Here is a 14,719-nt window from a genome sequence, read left to right as displayed (position 1 = left end):
CTTGATTTTCACCGCGCGAGGGGCGACTTTGGCGCCCGCTTGGCCGGGCCTGTCGGAGCCCGCGCGGCGGGTTGTCAGGAGGATATTGCGTGGCGGACCATCAGGTGCACGATTTGACGCCGGAAGACGTTTCCAAGGGGATGGCGGAGGGACGCTATCTTCTGGTCGATGTCCGCGAGCCCAATGAGGTGGCGGTGGAGGCCTATCCGGATGGGGTGGTCGTTCCGCTCCAGAGCTTCGATCCGGCGGCCATTCCGGAACCGCAGGGAAAGCAGGTGGTTTTCGCCTGCCGCTCGGGCAAGCGCTCGGTGACGGCTTCGCTCGCGGCGCAGGCGGCAGGGCTGCCTTACGACAAGCATCTGGCAGGGGGCATCATCGGCTGGAAGGCTGCGGGATTGCCGACCAAAACCGGCGGCTGATCTGCCCATGACATCCATGAACAAGGTCTTTGCCGACCTTCCCGTCACCGTCTTCGAGGCGATGTCGCAGGCGGCGCGCGACAACAACGCCATCAATCTCGGCCAGGGCTTTCCCGACGATCCCGGGCCGGAGGACATCCGCCGCGCGGCGGCCGACGCCACGGTGAACGGCTACAACCAGTACCCGTCGATGATGGGCATTCCGGAACTCCGGCAGGCCATCGCGGCTCATTACGGCCGCTGGCACAAGCTCTCGCTCGATCCGATGACCGAAGTGATGGTGACCTCGGGCGGCACCGAGGCGCTGACCGCGTCCATTCTCGCCGTGGTCGAACCCGGCGATGAGGTCGTCGTGTTCCAGCCGGTCTATGACAGCTATTTGCCGATCATCCGCCAGGCCGGCGGTATTCCGCGCCTGCTGCGGCTCGAGCCTCCGGGCTGGCGGCTGACGGAAGAGATGCTGGCGAGCGTCTTCAATCCCAAGACCAAGGCGGTGCTGTTCAACAACCCGCTCAATCCGGCGGCCGTCGTCTATCCCCGCGAAGACCTCGAACTGCTGGCGCGGTACTGCCAGAAGTTCGACACCATCGCGATCTGCGACGAGGTCTGGGAGCACGTCATCTTCGACGGCCGCGAGCATATCCCGCTGATCACGATCCCGGGCATGCGCGACCGCACCATCAAGGTCGGCAGCGCCGGCAAGATCTTTTCGCTGACGGGATGGAAGGTCGGCTTCGTCTGCGCCGCGCCGCCGCTGTTGCGGGTGGCGGCCAAAGTGCACCAGTTCCTGACCTTCACCACCGCGCCGAACCTGCAGGCGGCGGTGGCCTATGGCCTCGGCAAATCAGACGAATATTTTTACGACATGCGCAAGGAGCTGGCGCGGAGCAGGGACCGCCTGACAAAGGGGCTGGAGAGCATCGGCTTTCCCGTGCTGAAATCGCAAGGCACGTATTTTCTCACCGTCGACCTGTCGCCGCTGGGCTTGAATGAGACCGACGTCGAGTTCTGCAAGCGCATTGTGAGCGACTACAAGGTCGCCGCGATCCCGGTGTCGGCTTTCTATGAACAGGATGCGGTGACGTCGGTGGTGCGGTTCTGTTTTTCCAAGAAGGACGAAACGCTGGATACCGCGCTGGAACGACTGTCGGACGCGGTGCACGGCCGCCGCAAGAGGTAGAGGATGCGCGCTCCAATCCGAGGCCCGCTTTGCCTGATCGGCGCAATTACTCTGGCGCTGTCGCTCTCGCCCGCATGGGCGCAGGAGCGCACGGTGAACTTCTACAATTGGTCGAACTACATGGCGCCGGGGGTGCTGGAGGATTTCACCAAGGAAACCGGCATCAAAGTGGTCTACGACACGTTCGACGCCAACGAGACGCTGGAAACGCGCCTCCTGGCGGGAAAGTCCGGCTACGATGTCGTGGTGCCGACCGGCTATTTCCTGCAGCGCCAGATCACCGCAAAAGTCTTCCTCAAGCTCGACAAGTCGAAGTTGCCCAATCTCGCCAATGCCTGGCCGGTGGTGACCAGCCAGCTTGCGACCTATGATCCCGGCAACAATTACGCCGCCAATTACATGTGGGGCACCACGGGCATCGGCTACAACGTCAAGACGGCCGCGAGGATTCTCGGGCCCGACGCCAAGATCGACAGTTGGGATATCGTCTTCAAGCCGGAGAACCTCGCAAAATTCAAAGACTGCGGCATCCATATGCTTGATTCCGCCGACGACATTCTGCCGGCGGCGCTGAGTTATCTCGGCATCGATCCGAACTCCACCAAACAGGCCGATCTGGAAAAGGCCGCCGATCTCGTCAGCCAGATCAGGCCCAACGTCCGCAAGTTTCACTCCTCGGAATATCTCGGGGCGGTCGCATCCGGAGAGATCTGCTTCGTCGTCGGCTGGTCGGGCGACATCATGCAGGCGCGCAGCCGCGCGGCGGAAGCCAAGAACGGCGTCGAGATCGGCTACACCATTCCGAAAGAGGGCGCGCAGATGTTCTTCGACAATCTCGCGATCCCCGCAGACGCCAAGAACGTCGCGGAGGCCTATGAGCTCATCAACTATCTCTACCGCCCGGATGTGGCGGCCAAGAATTCCAACTTCCTGTCCTACGCCAACGGCAATCTGGCGAGCCAGAAGCTGATCGATCCGAAGATTTTGAACGACCGCAACATCTATCCGGACGAAGCGACGCAAAAAAAACTGTTCGTCATCCAGGCCCGCGAGCCCGCCACGCAGCGCGTGATCAACCGGCTGTGGACCAGGGTGAAGACGGGGAGGTGATGCGGCACTCCGGTGCCCCATCCGTCATTGCGAGCGCAGCGAAGCAATCCATAGCGCCGCAAGTGGAACATGGATTGCTTCGCTGCGCTCGCAATGACGTGGAGGGCCTGTCCGCAAAGTCCCGAACATCGTTCCGTTCATCCGGCCCACAAACTTCTATTGCCGAAACCCGAAGCGGAATCTATAGCTCCTCGCCGGGAGCATCACATGACCAACATCCTCACCTTCTTCTCAACGCGCACGCTGCTGCAGATTATTGTCGTCCTGGCATCGACGGTTGCGATGAAGGCGTGGAGCCTCGGCCTGTTCGGCGGATAGGCCCCAACCGGGAGGTGAGAGATCGTTGCTCCTCGTCATTGCGAGGAGCGAAGCGACGAAGCAATCCATACCTCCGCGAGTGGAAGGATGGATTGCTTCGCGGAGCCTGTCATCGGGCGCGCATTCGCGCGACCCGTTGGCTCGCAATGACGGGGAAGGACGATTGCGCCGCTACCGCCACCGTCTGTGCAGCCACAGCCACTGGTCCGGATATTCCCGCACCCAGCCTTCAACCACGGATGTCACCGCCTGCATCGTGCCCTGGATGTCGATTTGGCCTGCGGCGTCGCGCACCGGCTTGACCTCTTCGGAAAGTTCGGCGCGGAAGCGGTGGTTAGGCAGGCGGATGATGCGCACGCCATGCACGGGGCATTCGACCTGCCGCAACAGCCGCGCCAGCGTCGGGTTGGCCTTGGTCTTGCGGCCGAAGAACGTCACCTCGACGCCGTTGCCCAGGTACTGATCGACCAGCATCGCGACGTGCTGGCCCCTTTGCAGCGCCTCGGCGAGCTTGAGCGGTGCCTCGCGGCCGGCCGGCACCAGCGTGCCCATCTTGACGGCGCGGATCCGTTCGATGGCGCGGTCGGCGGCCTCGATGTTCGGCCGGCGGAACAGGATGGCGCAATCGAGCCCGTGCGCGACGGCGCCGAGCGCTGGGATTTCCCAATTGCCGAGATGGCTCGCGAAGATGATCGCAGGCCTCCCGTCGTCGCGCAAGGAATCGAAGATTTCCTTGGTCCGCGGGGGGAACTCGATGCGGCTCGGCTTCTCCGGATGATCGAGGTCGTAATCCCAGATGTGGTCGAGATGGGCGAACTCGGCGCCGATGCGGCCGAGATTGTCCCACACGCCGGCCAAAATGGTTTCGATCTCTTCGGCCGATTTCTCGGGAAAGGCGGCCTTGAGATTCTCGCGCCCGATGCGGTCCTCGCGCAGCCTGCGGCCGATGAAGCGGGTGACCCGGCCGAGGAAATCGGCGGTCTTGTCCGGATCGAAATAGCGCGTGGTGCGCAACAGCGCGATCGTCAGCGCGCCGACGGCGGCTTCGGCCACCGGCTTGGCGGCGTCGCGCAGGCGCGCCCTGGTGCGTAGGAGCAGGCGGTTCATCTTTTAGGAAACGGCCAGCTCGCTACACCGGTTCGCGCGTCAGGATCAGCGAGGCGTTTTGCCCGCCGAAACCGAACGAGTTCGACATCACGGCGGTGACCTTGGCGTCGCGCGCCTTGTTGCCGACCACGTCGAACAGGATGGCCGGATCCGGAATCTCGTAATTGATGGTCGGCGGTATCCGCTGATGCTCCAGCGTCAGCAGCGAGAACACGGCTTCCACCGCGCCGGCCGCGGAAATCGTATGCCCGACCATCGACTTGTTCGAGGACACCGGAATCTTCGGCAGATGCTCGCCGAACACGACCGCGGTCGTGTTGTATTCCATCTTGTCGTTTTCCGGCGTCGCGGTGCCGTGCGCGTTGATGTGGTCGATCTGCTCCGGCTCGAGGCCGGCATCGGCCAGTGTCTTGCGCATGCAGCCGATGATCGGCTTGCCGTCCGGGCTGGAGCGGGTGCGGTGGAACGAGTCGGTGAGCTCACCGCAGCCGGCCACCACGCCGAGAATTTTGGCGCCGCGCGCGATCGCGGATTCATAGCTCTCCAGCACCATCGCGCCGGCGCCTTCCGCCATCACGAATCCGTCGCGGTTCTTGGAGAACGGCCTCGAGGCGGCTTGCGGCGGATCGTTCTGCGTCGATAGCGCCGACAACAGCGAGAATCGCACCATCGCTTCCGGGTTCACCGACCCGTCGGTGCCGACGCACAGCGCGGCATCGGCTTCGCCGCGGCGAATCGCCTCGACGCCGAGCTGGATCGCGGTCGCGCCGGAGGCGCAGGCAGTCGACAGCGAGATCGGTGAGCCCTTGGTGCCGAACGTTTCGGCGAGGTGGCTCGCGATCGAACCGAACATGAAGCGGCGATGGTAGGCTGTGAACCGGCCGCCGCCGCTGACGCGCAGCATATCCTCGTAGCCGAATTCGGTCCTGCCGACCGCGCGTCCGAGCTCGAGCCGCTGCGGCCATTCGACCTCGACCGGCGCAACTGCCAGAAACAGCGGTCCGGGAAAGTCGGCCTTGGCTCCGATCGCCGCCTGTTCGAGCGCTTCCCCGGTCGCCATCTCAGCGAGACGTTCGGAAAGGCCGGTCGACGAGAACGGATCGACGGTGACGAAATCCACGGTGCCGGCCATGGTCGTTTTCAGGCCGTCGATCGGAAAGCGCGTCACGGTGCGGATGCCGGATTCACCCGCGGTCAGCTTTGCCCAATTGTCCTGCTTGCCGGCGCCGAGCGACGTCACCACGCCCATGCCGGTGACGACGACGATCGGCCTGCCGAGTTTATCGCGTGGTGCTGACATGGTTCCCCCGATGTTGCGCCGTAACTGAAAGTACGCTCGCGCTCATTGCTTGCTCTGGCGCTGCCGAAAGTCGTCTTTCGGCCACGCTCTACTTGATGGCCTCGACCAGGGCCATGCCCTCGCCCTGCCAGTGACCGGCCCCCACCACGACAATCTGGTCCGGGCTGCCTGCCTTTTCAACCTCGAGCCCGGTCGGGTCGTTGGGCGGGAACAGCGCGCCACGGGAGATCGAGAGTGCGGCAAGCGCCAGCCCCAGCGGAAACTGCGTCTCCAGCGTGTGACCGAAGATCGTGCCGGTGGCGCGCACCGCAAAGCCGGGATGCTGGCGCAAAAACGCCTTTTCGTCCGACGTCACCGGCTCGACGCCGGTTGCCCCCGTGATCAGGGTGCCGCTGTCGCCGACGCCGAGCTTCGGCCACAGCGCCTCCAGCGATTTGGTCACCGCGCCCGGCTGCTTGCGCTGCGCGAGGTCGGCAACGACCTTGGTCAGTTTGGCGTAAGGCTTGGCGCCGCGGGCTTCGGCGTGCTCGCGGGCTTCCAGCACCAGGAAACAGCCGGCGGAGCCGAGCGCGAACCCGCTTCTATCCTCGCGTTGCCACACCGGCGAAAACTTTTCGGTCAGGTTGAAGTCGCCGAATTCGTAGAGGACCAAAAGATCGGACCGTTCGCCATTATGGGCCGCGCCGACCAGCGCGATGTCGCTTTGGCCGGCTTCGATCCGCGCCAGCGCAATCCGTGCCGCGTCGATGGAGGCTGCTTCCTCGCCCATGAAGGTGCGCGACGTGCCGCAGACGCCGTGGACAATGGCGATATTACCGGCAAGCAGATTGGAGAGCTGGGCCAGAAACAGCGTCGGCCGCAGATCGTTCATCAGCCGTTCGTTGAGAAAGCCGGGGCTGGAATTGCCCTTGGCGTCGGCGCACAGGATTGCCGCGTCGACCGCGATGTCGCGCTCGCCGCCGCCGGCGGCCACGATCATGTCCATCCGGCCGAGGATTTCCTTGTTGCCTTTGACGCCCGCTGAATCCAGCGCCAGTCCTGCGGCATAGGTGCCGATGCGCTGCCACGCCTCCATCTGGCGCTGGTCGCCCTTTTTCGGGATCTGCGCGTCGAAGGTAACAGGCGCCAGCGGATGCACGATGTAGGGTGCGAACCGCTTGTCGTCGACGTTGATCTTACCGGCGTTGAGCGCATCCCAATGCGCGTCGAGCCCCTCGCCGAGCGAGGAGACGATACCGATGCCGGTGATCCAGACTTCCTTGGCCGGAGACTTCTGCTCAGTCATGCGTTATCGCCTGCAGTGGGAAGCCGATCTTGTTGGCCATGGCGTCCATGTGCACGCGCAAGGCCGGGTCGGGGAAGGGGGCAAGGCCGAAGGTGAGTTCAGCGCTGCACCTCAACTCCTTGCCGACGCGTATTTTTGCCTTCGTGACGGCAAAGCCGGAGCCTTCGTGCTCGAGCTTCGCCTCGATCGTCAGCAACTGACCGGGACTGACGTAACCCCGCATCTTGGCTTCCTTCACGATGGCGAGGAACGGCATGCGCTCGAACTTCAGGACGCCAAGTATCAGCCATCCGGAGCTCTGTGCCATCGCTTCGGTCAGCAGGACGCCGGGCATGATCGGAAAGCCGGGAAAATGCCCCTCGAAGATCGTATGCGTCGTCGGAACCTGCGCCTCGACCGTGATCTTCTTCTCGTCGAGGTTCAGATCGACGATGCGGTCGATGAGTTGGAAGTAATCAAGTTGCATGGCGGGGCGATTAGGCGCCCGGCGCTGCGTTCTTGGCGGCGACCAGCTCGTCGATGCGATCGGCGAGATTTTGCAGCACGAAATACTGCTCGGTCGTGGCCTTGCCGTCGTTGACCTCCTGGGTCCATTTTTCGAGCGGCATCTTGATCCCGAACGCCTTGTCGATGGCAAAGGCGATGTCCAGGAAGTCCAGGCTGTCGATGCCCAGATCGTCGATGGCGTGGCTCTCCGGCTTGATCGTGTCGCGCGGGATGTCGCAGGTCTCCGCGATAATGTTGGCGATCTGATCGAATGTGGAAGACATCATTAAGCCTTTGATATACTGGAGAAAATCCGGAACGGCTTGGAGGAGGCGGGTGCACGGCCCCGGAAGGCCCATTCCCTCGGCCGGAGTCGAGTGCCCGTATATCGGAGCGGGGCGCTGAGTTCAATGGAGGGAGGCGAGGGGATCGCCGACCGATTTATGGGCAGGGACGGCCGTTTGGTTCCGGGGGAGCGCGCATTCGAGCGACCCGTTGGCTCATGCGGGTTACGCGCTTACCCCGCCCTTAGCATGAACCCATCAAAATACGCCGCAAGCGCCGCATGGCCATCGAGCGGGAGCACGTGCGCGACGTACTGGTCCGGGCGCACCACGACCATGCAGCCGCCGTCCCGATCGATGCCGCGCATCGCAAAGATGTCGTGACCGCCCTTGAGATCGGGGCAGAACATTTTTTCGTAGTCGATGAGCCCGTAGCGTCCTTTGCGCGGGAGGAGGAGCGGCGGCATCGCATCGATGGCGAGTTCGGTGTGGGCCTGCTGGAATATGGCGCGGACATCGATCACGGAGTCGATATCTGCGCCCGCAGGCGTGTGCCTCCTGACGGGAGATTTGGGGTTTTCGCTCAGGAAATCGCACAGCGAGCGAACAGGGGAGACGGCGGCCGCGGGATCGCCCGCGCCGGCAAAGATGAAGAGCCGGAAACGTCCATCCGCCTTCGTGATGTGGCCGAGGTGAACCGGCTTGGCGTCCGAGAGGCGAACGACCGGCGCGGAGTGAAAGCGCGTGCCGATCTCGAAGCCCTTGGCAAGATACTGATGATCCGGTTCGGCCGTAAGGACCGACGGGCGGTAGTGCGTCGCCGTGCCCGCGGTATAGCGGCCGTGACGCACGAAATAATCCTGGGTTTTCGCCGCATCCGCGCCCTTGTTGTTACCCTTGGCGGACGCAAGGATCTGGGCCCATTCGCGGTCGAAGTCGATCAACTCTTTCGCTACCGCCTGCCGTTCCGCCGAATAGCTGTGCAAGAGATGCGGCGCGCTGCGCCTTCGCAGCACGGCGGCGAGCTTCCAGCCGAGATTGAAGGCGTCCTGCATCGAGACGTTCATGCCCTGGCCGGCCTTGGGGCTGTGGGTGTGGCAGGCATCGCCGGCAATGAAGACGCGGGGCAGGCGCGTTGCGGTCTCTTCCGCCGGCACGTCGTCGAACTTGTCGGTCAGCCGCTGGCCAATCTCGTAAACCGACCACCAGGCGATCTCCTTCACATCGAGCGTATGCGGATTGAGAATCCGCCGCGCCTTCGCGATCAGATCATCCGGCGTGATGTTGCGGCTGGCGACCCGCTCGCCAGCGTCGAGATTGGCGAGTTCGACATAGAGCCGGACCAGATAGCCGCCTTCGCGCGGGATCACGATGATGCTGCCATCGCGAGCCGACTGGATCAGCACCTTGAAGCGGATGTCGGGAAAGTTGGTGACGGCAAGGACGTCCATCACGCCCCAGGCGTGGTTGGCGGAATCGCCGCGCAGCTCGCGCCCGATCGATTTGCGCACCGTGCTGCGCGCGCCGTCGCAGCCGACGACATAGCGCGCTTTGATGGTCTCGACCTCGCCCTCGTGCCCGGCATCGAGCCGTTCGAGGCGCACGGTCACGGCGTGATCTTCGAACTGCGCCGCCGGCGCGATCGAAAGATCCAGCAATCGCCGTGAATAATAGGGCTCGAGCTTCGCCGGCGATTTGCGCATGACATCGAGGTAGCAATCATGCACGCGCGCCTGGTTCAGGATGAGGTGCGGCATCTCCGACAGCCCGTCCTCGACGTCCTGAACCCGGCCGCTGCGCACGATGTTTTCGGGCTTGCGATCGTCCGGCTTCCAGAATGTCGTTTCGGTGATCCAGCAGGCTTCCTTCAGCACGCGCTCGCCGAAACCGAAGGCGTGAAACATCTCCATGGTGCGGCAGGCGACGCCGTCGGCCTGGCCGCGCAAGAGACGGCTCGGCTTCTGCTCGACGATGCAGGTCTTGATGTCGGCAAACGCCGAAAGCTGCGCCGCCAGCGTCAAACCCGCCGGTCCGCAGCCGACGATCAGGACATCGACTTCCGCCGGAACCAGTCCGGACATGCCGGAGGGGGCAACCCGCTCGACGGGGTCGGCGATTTCGGGGTCGCCCGGCTCGAATCCATTCAGGTGAAACTGCATCAGACCTGCTCCTCCCGTCCTCGGCCGACCCGGATTGATTTTGACCGATCGGATTACCCTTCATCTATGGCGTCGTTCACTTGACTGCCGGCGGATTCCGCGACCAAAGCGCACGGACGATATTGCTCAGCATGCTGATTATCAGTATGCTTGTCAATTCCAGGACCCGCCTTTGAGTTTGCCTTGGAGAATTTGGTGAGAGACAATAATGAGATGCCCGGCCATCTGGCGCGCCGCTTCCAGCAGATCGCGGTGGCCGTGTTCCTGGCAGAGGTCGAGGAGGCGGGCTTCGACCTTACGCCCGTTCAGTACGCTGCGTTGGCAGCCATCAAGATGAACCCGGGGATCGATCAGGTGACGTTGGCTGGCCTCATCGCCTATGACCGCACCACCATCACCGGCGTGGTCGACCGCCTGGTGCAGAAGGGTTTGCTGGTGCGTCACGCGAGCCCCCGCGATCGCCGCGCCCGCGAATTGCAAATCACGGAAGCGGGAAAGCGCACGCTGCGCGCCATCACGCCGGCCGTCGAGGCGGCCCAGCACACCATGCTGCGCGGCCTCACCGAAAAGGAGGGCGCGGAGTTGATGCGGCTGCTGCGCAAAGCGATTACCGCCGGCAACGAACTGAGCCGCGCGCCGTTGCGCGAGGCGCGGTTGGGGTGAAGAGAGACAGTACGGGCCGATGAAGGACGATGAGGCGCCTTCATCGTCGGGTTGACAATGACCGCGGCCGAGCCAAAATAATGACCGGTTGATACACCGGCCGCCTGCGCCCATCTGGGATGGTGAACGTATCTGATATCTCGGCCCTCGCTATTGGCGAGCGGGTCGGCAAGGCAGGCACCGATCTCCTCCGTTCGCCGATACGGGTGCTCTCATGCGCGATTTCCGCGATGCGAAAGCCATGGCGCGTTCCCTGCGCGATGCCTTGACTGCCAAGGCTGTGCAAACCACGCACAGCGAGTCCTTGGAGCTGATTGCGAAGGCGTTCGGCTACGACAATTGGAATATCCTGTCGGCCAAGATCGATGCAGCCCGGCCACCGTCCGGCTGGCCGGGCAGGCTGCGGAATCCGGCATCACAAGCCAAACTGCTCTATTGCTCGTTCTGCGGAAAGAGCCAGGACGAGGTGAGCAAGCTGGTAGCCGGGCCTGCCGTGTTCATCTGCGACGAATGTATCGACCTCTGCACCGACATCGTCGACGAGCAACTTCTTCGGCTGATCGAAGGCGACGAGGAGGGCGCTCGCGACATGTCGACCGACAGGCTGCAGCACTACGTCGCACACGCAGAGAAGGGAGCGCAGCGCAACCGGCTCGCGTTGCAACGGATCGTGCTCGCGCTTCGCGAAAAGGGGTCGGCAGCGGACAGCGAAATGTCGCTATCGCCTAGCTTCGCCCAGTTGAAGAACAAGACGCCGGACGAACTGCGGTCCATGCAGGCGTATTCGCACGCCCAGTTGAAGAGCTATGAGCAGGCGCTACGAACGGCGACGGCTATCGTCAACGAACGGACCCGGCAAACGCCCTCGTAGCGAGCGTAGCCCGGACGGAGCCAACGGGTCGCGCGAACGCGCGCCACGCGACGAGCGCAATTGCGCTCGCGCAGTGATGACCGGCTCCGCGAAATCCGCGGCCAGCGGTCCCGCATATCGCATGCGCTCATGCGGGCTACTTGCTGTAACTCAGCCCTCTTTCTGCGGTGCCGTGATGTCGGGGCGCAGGCCCGCTCTGCGTTGCGCTCTAAGAACACGCGCTGGTCTTCGAGCACCGGCCTCCTGAAGTGGCGCGCGTTTGCGCGCGCCCCTTCGACAGATCTTCGAGAATCACGCAGTCGGGTCCCGCGCCGCCTGCGCAGGATGCATCGCAGTTGGCCACGAAAGCCGCGATACTGCGCTCCAATGCCTTCAACTCCGTAAGCTTTGCACGCACGGCGACCAGATGCTCCTGTGCAAGGTCGCGCGCATGCATGCAGGAGCTGGCAGGGTCTTGCACCAGTGCCACGAGAGAACGCACCTGATCGATGGAGAACCCAAACTCGCGACAGCGCCGGATGAACGTCAGGCTCTTCACATCGGCAGCGCTGTAGACGCGCTGGTTGCCCGCCTGACGACCCGCTGAACGAAGCAGGCCGATTTCCTCGTAATACCGGATCGTCGGCGCATTCGTGCCGGTCTGTCGGGCGAGGGCGCCAATCTTGAGATTGCTCATCTATCTGATTTTCCGTCGCTTCTTTCTGCTTGAACCTCAAGTTACTTGAGGATGTAGGGTCCCGGCAAGCTCCGATCAACCGCACAAGGAGATTGCCGATGACGATGGTCGAAGCCCGGCCCATAGCCTGCACGCTTGCGTCCGGGGAGTTCAAAGACCGGCTTGCCTGGATTGCCGCCTTGAACAAGGACGCGCTCCGAAAATACGAGCGCCGCGATCTCGTATTGGAATTGAGTTACACGCCGGAAGCGCGCGAGCGTGTGCATGAGATGGTCCGCAATGAGCGGGCCTGCTGCGCATTCCTTGCGTTTGAGCTTTGCGAGACGGGAAGCGAAATCCGCGTCACGGTCACAGCGCCCGAAATGGACCGCGAGGCCGCAGACACTTTGTTCGAGCAGTTTGTGGCAAACGCGCCCGCACCGTCGTCATGCGCATGCGCCACGTCGGCATCCGCCGCAAAAACCTCTGCCAAGGAGCCACCGGGTTCGAAAGCCGCAGGCGTCACCGCCGTGACGCTTTCGACTGGCGCTGTCGCTTGTGGTGTATGCTGCGTCTTGCCGTTTGCGCTCCCGGTAACGGTTCTCGCTAGTGCCGGGCCTTTGCTAGCGTGGTTTGTCGGCATGCATGTGTGGGTCACCGTCCTTGCCATCCTGTCGGTCGTCGGCGCATGGGGCTGGATCGCGTGGCAGACGCGGCGCACGGCTCGCAAGCCAGCCACATCAACGCTCGTCATGATGGGGGCAGCGACTGCGTTACTGGCAGTCGCAGTGCTATGGCCACTACTTGAAAAGCCACTTATTCGAATGCTGCGGGTCTGACTCCGCGGTGATCTGATCCGCTGCCTTGAGTGGCAGCGGATGCCGTGAGAAGTTCGGCCTATGAAGAGTACTATCGTTTACGTTGGTGCCGCTGTCGCGGAAATCGCTGGCTGCTTTGCGTTCTGGGGCTGGTTGCGCCTCGGCAAGCCCATCTGGTGGCTGTTTCCCGGCGTCTTCTCCCTCATCGTTTTTGCGTATCTGTTGACGCTCGTCCAAACGGAGGCGGCGGGACGCGCCTACGCCGCCTATGGCGGCACCTACATTGCCGCGTCGCTTTTCTGGCTCTGGACGGTCGAGAGCGTGCGTCCGGATCGCTGGGACGTCGCGGGCGCTTCCATATGTTTGATCGGCGCCGCCGTCATTCTATGGGGACCGCGCGGCTAGCACGCGCAGCCCGGATGAGCGCAGCGATATCCCGGTCTAGCGGTCCCGCATATCGCATGCGCTCATGCGGGCTACCCACCGTCACGACCGCTTCGCTTCATCCAGAAATGCCTGCACTGCCTCGAACAGTTTGAGGCGATTGCGCTCCATGATGATGGAGTGCGTTCCTTCAGCCAGCGCCACGTAGCGTTTGCCCGGGGAGTTCACCAGAAGCGGAAACAGGGTCTGCGCCATGTAGGGCGGCGTGTCGCGGTCCCATTCAGCGCCGACCAGTAACGTCGGCACCGTGATCTTGGCGGGATCGTAGTAGGGTTTGCCGGCACCGAAGAATTCGGCGCCGTCCTGTACGACGCCGTTGGGGGCGCGAACGACCGGCGGATTCATCGCCGCGCCGACCGGATCGGTGGCGAATGTCGCGTCGGCCCAGGCGTCGAACCAGCCGGCGGGAATGAGGCTGGCCTTCTTGTCCTCGGGCACGCCGGTGTACCAGCGCTCCTTCGCCTGATCGCGATTCACCATTCGGTACGCGCCGAGCTTGCCCGAGCCGGTCTGAACGAGCGAGGGCGTCTGCCGGATCCAGGACGGCGCATAGAGCACGAGACGTTCGACCTTCGAAGCGTTCTGCGTGGTGTAGGTCGCCATCAGCGTCGTGCCCCACGACCAGCCGAGCAGGTTAAGGCGCGGAATGTTGCGGCGCTGCAGGACGAAATCGACGGCGGTGCCGATGTCCTTGACCGCGGTCTGGCCGGTCACGATGGGCGGATTGGCGTCGGGCTTGTCGGCCATCTCGGGAGGACGCGTCGACTTGCCGTAGCCGCGCAGATCGAGCAGCCACACGTCGTAACCGCGCGCGGCGATGTATTCCATCCAGGACAGGCCATCCAGCTTGAGATCAAACGCCGTCTCCGAAGGATAGGTCGCGCCGTGCACGTAAAGCACGGTCTGCTCCGGGTGGAACGAGGTCATGTCGGCCGGCCGCTTGTTACGGACGTAGATCTCGATGCCGGGATCTGAAGTCTTGACCATCATCTCGTCAGTCACCAGAGCCCTCGTCTGTGCCAGCGCCGGAATGGAAAGGAGCATTGCGAGAACAAAGCCTGCGGTCGCAATCGAAAGTCTCACCATAGCCTCCCTCGTTTTTTTCTGTTTTTCTGCCCACCTAACGTAACGGCAATTTGCGTCGACCGCGCATCTTAATTTTCGCGCGGCTCGACGCGCCTGACGGATAGTGATCGATCAGGGTCAAAGGGCGCTGCGCGATTGCGCGAATTTCAGTAACAATTTCAAGCTGATTTCCCCTGTCCAGTCGCGCGCGCAAAAATAAAACGCTTCGCGGCAAACCCAAATCACGCTTACAACTCCGGCCATCCCGTCCCGAAGAAGAGGGGCGTTGGCCATCGTCACGAACGTTGGGACGGGTTGCGGTGGACGCGGCAGCGTCGGGCGCGTGGATGTGATCGCAGGGCGGCTTTGTCGTGAGCGAATACAGCGCGCAGGACGTACGGCGCTTAAACGCCTCCGTTAGGTCTTCGGCTGGCAAGCACTTGGCTGGTCGAAGTCTCTGGCAGAGGAAGCTGCGTACGGCAAAACCGTGTGGTCCTGGCGCCCGTGGCTGGCGTCAAGCCGGCGGAGGTTTGCGAAACCCGACCGGGTTTCGAT

Annotated in this window: 14 protein-coding genes and 2 pseudogenes; 8 read left to right on the top strand and 8 right to left on the bottom strand. The window is 63.2% G+C overall.

What is annotated here, in order from left to right:
* Positions 1 to 140 precede the first annotated feature (140 nt).
* From LMTR3_RS12120 to LMTR3_RS12110, 3 genes are read left to right on the top strand one after another with little or no spacing between them, the layout of a single operon-like run.
* The gene (locus LMTR3_RS12120; RefSeq protein WP_051379298.1) at positions 141 to 419 is read left to right on the top strand and encodes a rhodanese-like domain-containing protein; all 279 of its coding nucleotides are present in this window, start codon (positions 141 to 143) and stop codon (positions 417 to 419) included.
* Between the two features lie 7 nt (positions 420 to 426).
* Entirely contained in the window at positions 427 to 1,599 is a 1,173-nt protein-coding gene (locus tag LMTR3_RS12115) for an aminotransferase (RefSeq protein WP_065745237.1), read from the top strand.
* Positions 1,600 to 1,602: 3 nt separating this feature from the next.
* Complete coding sequence (locus LMTR3_RS12110; RefSeq protein ID WP_065745236.1) at positions 1,603 to 2,709, top strand: polyamine ABC transporter substrate-binding protein; 1,107 nt, start codon at positions 1,603 to 1,605, stop codon at positions 2,707 to 2,709.
* Between the two features lie 489 nt (positions 2,710 to 3,198).
* Here LMTR3_RS12110 and LMTR3_RS12105 read toward each other — a convergent pair whose 3' ends face one another.
* The 6 genes from LMTR3_RS12105 to LMTR3_RS12080 form a co-directional block, all read right to left on the bottom strand.
* Positions 3,199 to 4,134 (bottom strand): lipid A biosynthesis lauroyl acyltransferase, encoded by a 936-nt coding sequence (locus tag LMTR3_RS12105; protein ID WP_065745235.1) that lies wholly within the window; start codon positions 4,132 to 4,134, stop codon positions 3,199 to 3,201.
* Positions 4,135 to 4,156: 22 nt separating this feature from the next.
* A complete protein-coding gene (locus LMTR3_RS12100; protein ID WP_065745234.1) occupies positions 4,157 to 5,434 on the bottom strand; it encodes a beta-ketoacyl-ACP synthase in 1,278 nt (425 codons plus the stop codon).
* Positions 5,435 to 5,522: 88 nt separating this feature from the next.
* A complete protein-coding gene (locus LMTR3_RS12095) occupies positions 5,523 to 6,719 on the bottom strand; it encodes a beta-ketoacyl-ACP synthase (RefSeq protein ID WP_065745233.1) in 1,197 nt (398 codons plus the stop codon).
* Positions 6,712 to 7,185 (bottom strand): 3-hydroxyacyl-ACP dehydratase FabZ family protein, encoded by a 474-nt coding sequence (locus LMTR3_RS12090; protein ID WP_065745232.1) that lies wholly within the window; start codon positions 7,183 to 7,185, stop codon positions 6,712 to 6,714. The genes LMTR3_RS12095 and LMTR3_RS12090 overlap by 8 nt, the downstream gene beginning before the upstream one ends.
* Positions 7,186 to 7,195: 10 nt before the next feature.
* Positions 7,196 to 7,489, bottom strand: a complete 294-nt coding sequence (locus LMTR3_RS12085) for an acyl carrier protein (protein WP_028346689.1) — start codon at positions 7,487 to 7,489, stop codon at positions 7,196 to 7,198.
* 233 nt (positions 7,490 to 7,722) lie between these two features.
* A complete protein-coding gene (locus LMTR3_RS12080; RefSeq protein WP_065745231.1) occupies positions 7,723 to 9,648 on the bottom strand; it encodes an FAD-binding monooxygenase in 1,926 nt (641 codons plus the stop codon).
* 195 nt (positions 9,649 to 9,843) lie between these two features.
* Here LMTR3_RS12080 and LMTR3_RS12075 point away from each other — a divergent pair, with 195 nt between their 5' ends.
* The 3 genes and pseudogenes from LMTR3_RS12075 to LMTR3_RS39975 all read left to right on the top strand — a co-directional run.
* Positions 9,844 to 10,311 (top strand): MarR family winged helix-turn-helix transcriptional regulator, encoded by a 468-nt coding sequence (locus tag LMTR3_RS12075; RefSeq protein WP_065745630.1) that lies wholly within the window; start codon positions 9,844 to 9,846, stop codon positions 10,309 to 10,311.
* A gap of 214 nt (positions 10,312 to 10,525) precedes the next feature.
* A pseudogene (locus LMTR3_RS39980) lies at positions 10,526 to 10,678 on the top strand (glyoxalase superfamily protein); the annotation flags it as partial.
* Between the two features lie 33 nt (positions 10,679 to 10,711).
* Positions 10,712 to 10,858, top strand: a pseudogene (locus LMTR3_RS39975) (ClpX C4-type zinc finger protein); the annotation flags it as partial.
* Between the two features lie 532 nt (positions 10,859 to 11,390).
* On the opposite strand, the gene LMTR3_RS12065 reads toward LMTR3_RS39975, so the two are convergent.
* A complete protein-coding gene (locus tag LMTR3_RS12065; protein ID WP_065745229.1) occupies positions 11,391 to 11,858 on the bottom strand; it encodes a MerR family transcriptional regulator in 468 nt (155 codons plus the stop codon).
* Positions 11,859 to 11,956: 98 nt separating this feature from the next.
* Between LMTR3_RS12065 and LMTR3_RS39130 the strand changes: the two genes are divergently transcribed.
* Both LMTR3_RS39130 and LMTR3_RS12055 read left to right on the top strand, forming a co-directional pair.
* Complete coding sequence (locus LMTR3_RS39130) at positions 11,957 to 12,676, top strand: hypothetical protein (RefSeq protein ID WP_245319834.1); 720 nt, start codon at positions 11,957 to 11,959, stop codon at positions 12,674 to 12,676.
* A gap of 60 nt (positions 12,677 to 12,736) precedes the next feature.
* Positions 12,737 to 13,060 carry a YnfA family protein gene (locus tag LMTR3_RS12055; protein ID WP_065745228.1) on the top strand — a complete coding sequence of 108 codons (324 nt, stop codon included), beginning with the start codon at positions 12,737 to 12,739 and terminating at the stop codon, positions 13,058 to 13,060.
* Positions 13,061 to 13,141: 81 nt separating this feature from the next.
* Here LMTR3_RS12055 and LMTR3_RS12050 read toward each other — a convergent pair whose 3' ends face one another.
* Positions 13,142 to 14,182 carry an alpha/beta hydrolase gene (locus tag LMTR3_RS12050; protein ID WP_084029607.1) on the bottom strand — a complete coding sequence of 347 codons (1,041 nt, stop codon included), beginning with the start codon at positions 14,180 to 14,182 and terminating at the stop codon, positions 13,142 to 13,144.
* Between the last annotated feature and the right edge of the window lie 537 nt (positions 14,183 to 14,719).

It is taken from the genome of Bradyrhizobium sp. LMTR 3 (assembly GCF_001693485.1).
Lineage (GTDB): Bacteria > Pseudomonadota > Alphaproteobacteria > Rhizobiales > Xanthobacteraceae > Bradyrhizobium.
Note: the sequence above shows the minus strand (reverse complement) of the source record. Positions and strands in the feature narration are given on the sequence as shown.

What these genes read in the sequence shown, in the direction of transcription:
- LMTR3_RS12120 (WP_051379298.1), top strand. Translation starts at nt 141, where the DNA reads ATGGCGGAGGGACGCTATCTTCTGGTCGATGTCCGCGAGCCCAATGAG.
- LMTR3_RS12115 (WP_065745237.1), top strand. Translation starts at nt 427, where the DNA reads ATGACATCCATGAACAAGGTCTTTGCCGACCTTCCCGTCACCGTCTTC.
- LMTR3_RS12110 (WP_065745236.1), top strand. Translation starts at nt 1,603, where the DNA reads ATGCGCGCTCCAATCCGAGGCCCGCTTTGCCTGATCGGCGCAATTACT.
- LMTR3_RS12105 (WP_065745235.1), bottom strand. Translation starts at nt 4,134, where the DNA reads ATGAACCGCCTGCTCCTACGCACCAGGGCGCGCCTGCGCGACGCCGCC.
- LMTR3_RS12100 (WP_065745234.1), bottom strand. Translation starts at nt 5,434, where the DNA reads ATGTCAGCACCACGCGATAAACTCGGCAGGCCGATCGTCGTCGTCACC.
- LMTR3_RS12095 (WP_065745233.1), bottom strand. Translation starts at nt 6,719, where the DNA reads ATGACTGAGCAGAAGTCTCCGGCCAAGGAAGTCTGGATCACCGGCATC.
- LMTR3_RS12090 (WP_065745232.1), bottom strand. Translation starts at nt 7,185, where the DNA reads ATGCAACTTGATTACTTCCAACTCATCGACCGCATCGTCGATCTGAAC.
- LMTR3_RS12085 (WP_028346689.1), bottom strand. Translation starts at nt 7,489, where the DNA reads ATGTCTTCCACATTCGATCAGATCGCCAACATTATCGCGGAGACCTGC.
- LMTR3_RS12080 (WP_065745231.1), bottom strand. Translation starts at nt 9,648, where the DNA reads ATGCAGTTTCACCTGAATGGATTCGAGCCGGGCGACCCCGAAATCGCC.
- LMTR3_RS12065 (WP_065745229.1), bottom strand. Translation starts at nt 11,858, where the DNA reads ATGAGCAATCTCAAGATTGGCGCCCTCGCCCGACAGACCGGCACGAAT.
- LMTR3_RS39130 (WP_245319834.1), top strand. Translation starts at nt 11,957, where the DNA reads ATGACGATGGTCGAAGCCCGGCCCATAGCCTGCACGCTTGCGTCCGGG.
- LMTR3_RS12055 (WP_065745228.1), top strand. Translation starts at nt 12,737, where the DNA reads ATGAAGAGTACTATCGTTTACGTTGGTGCCGCTGTCGCGGAAATCGCT.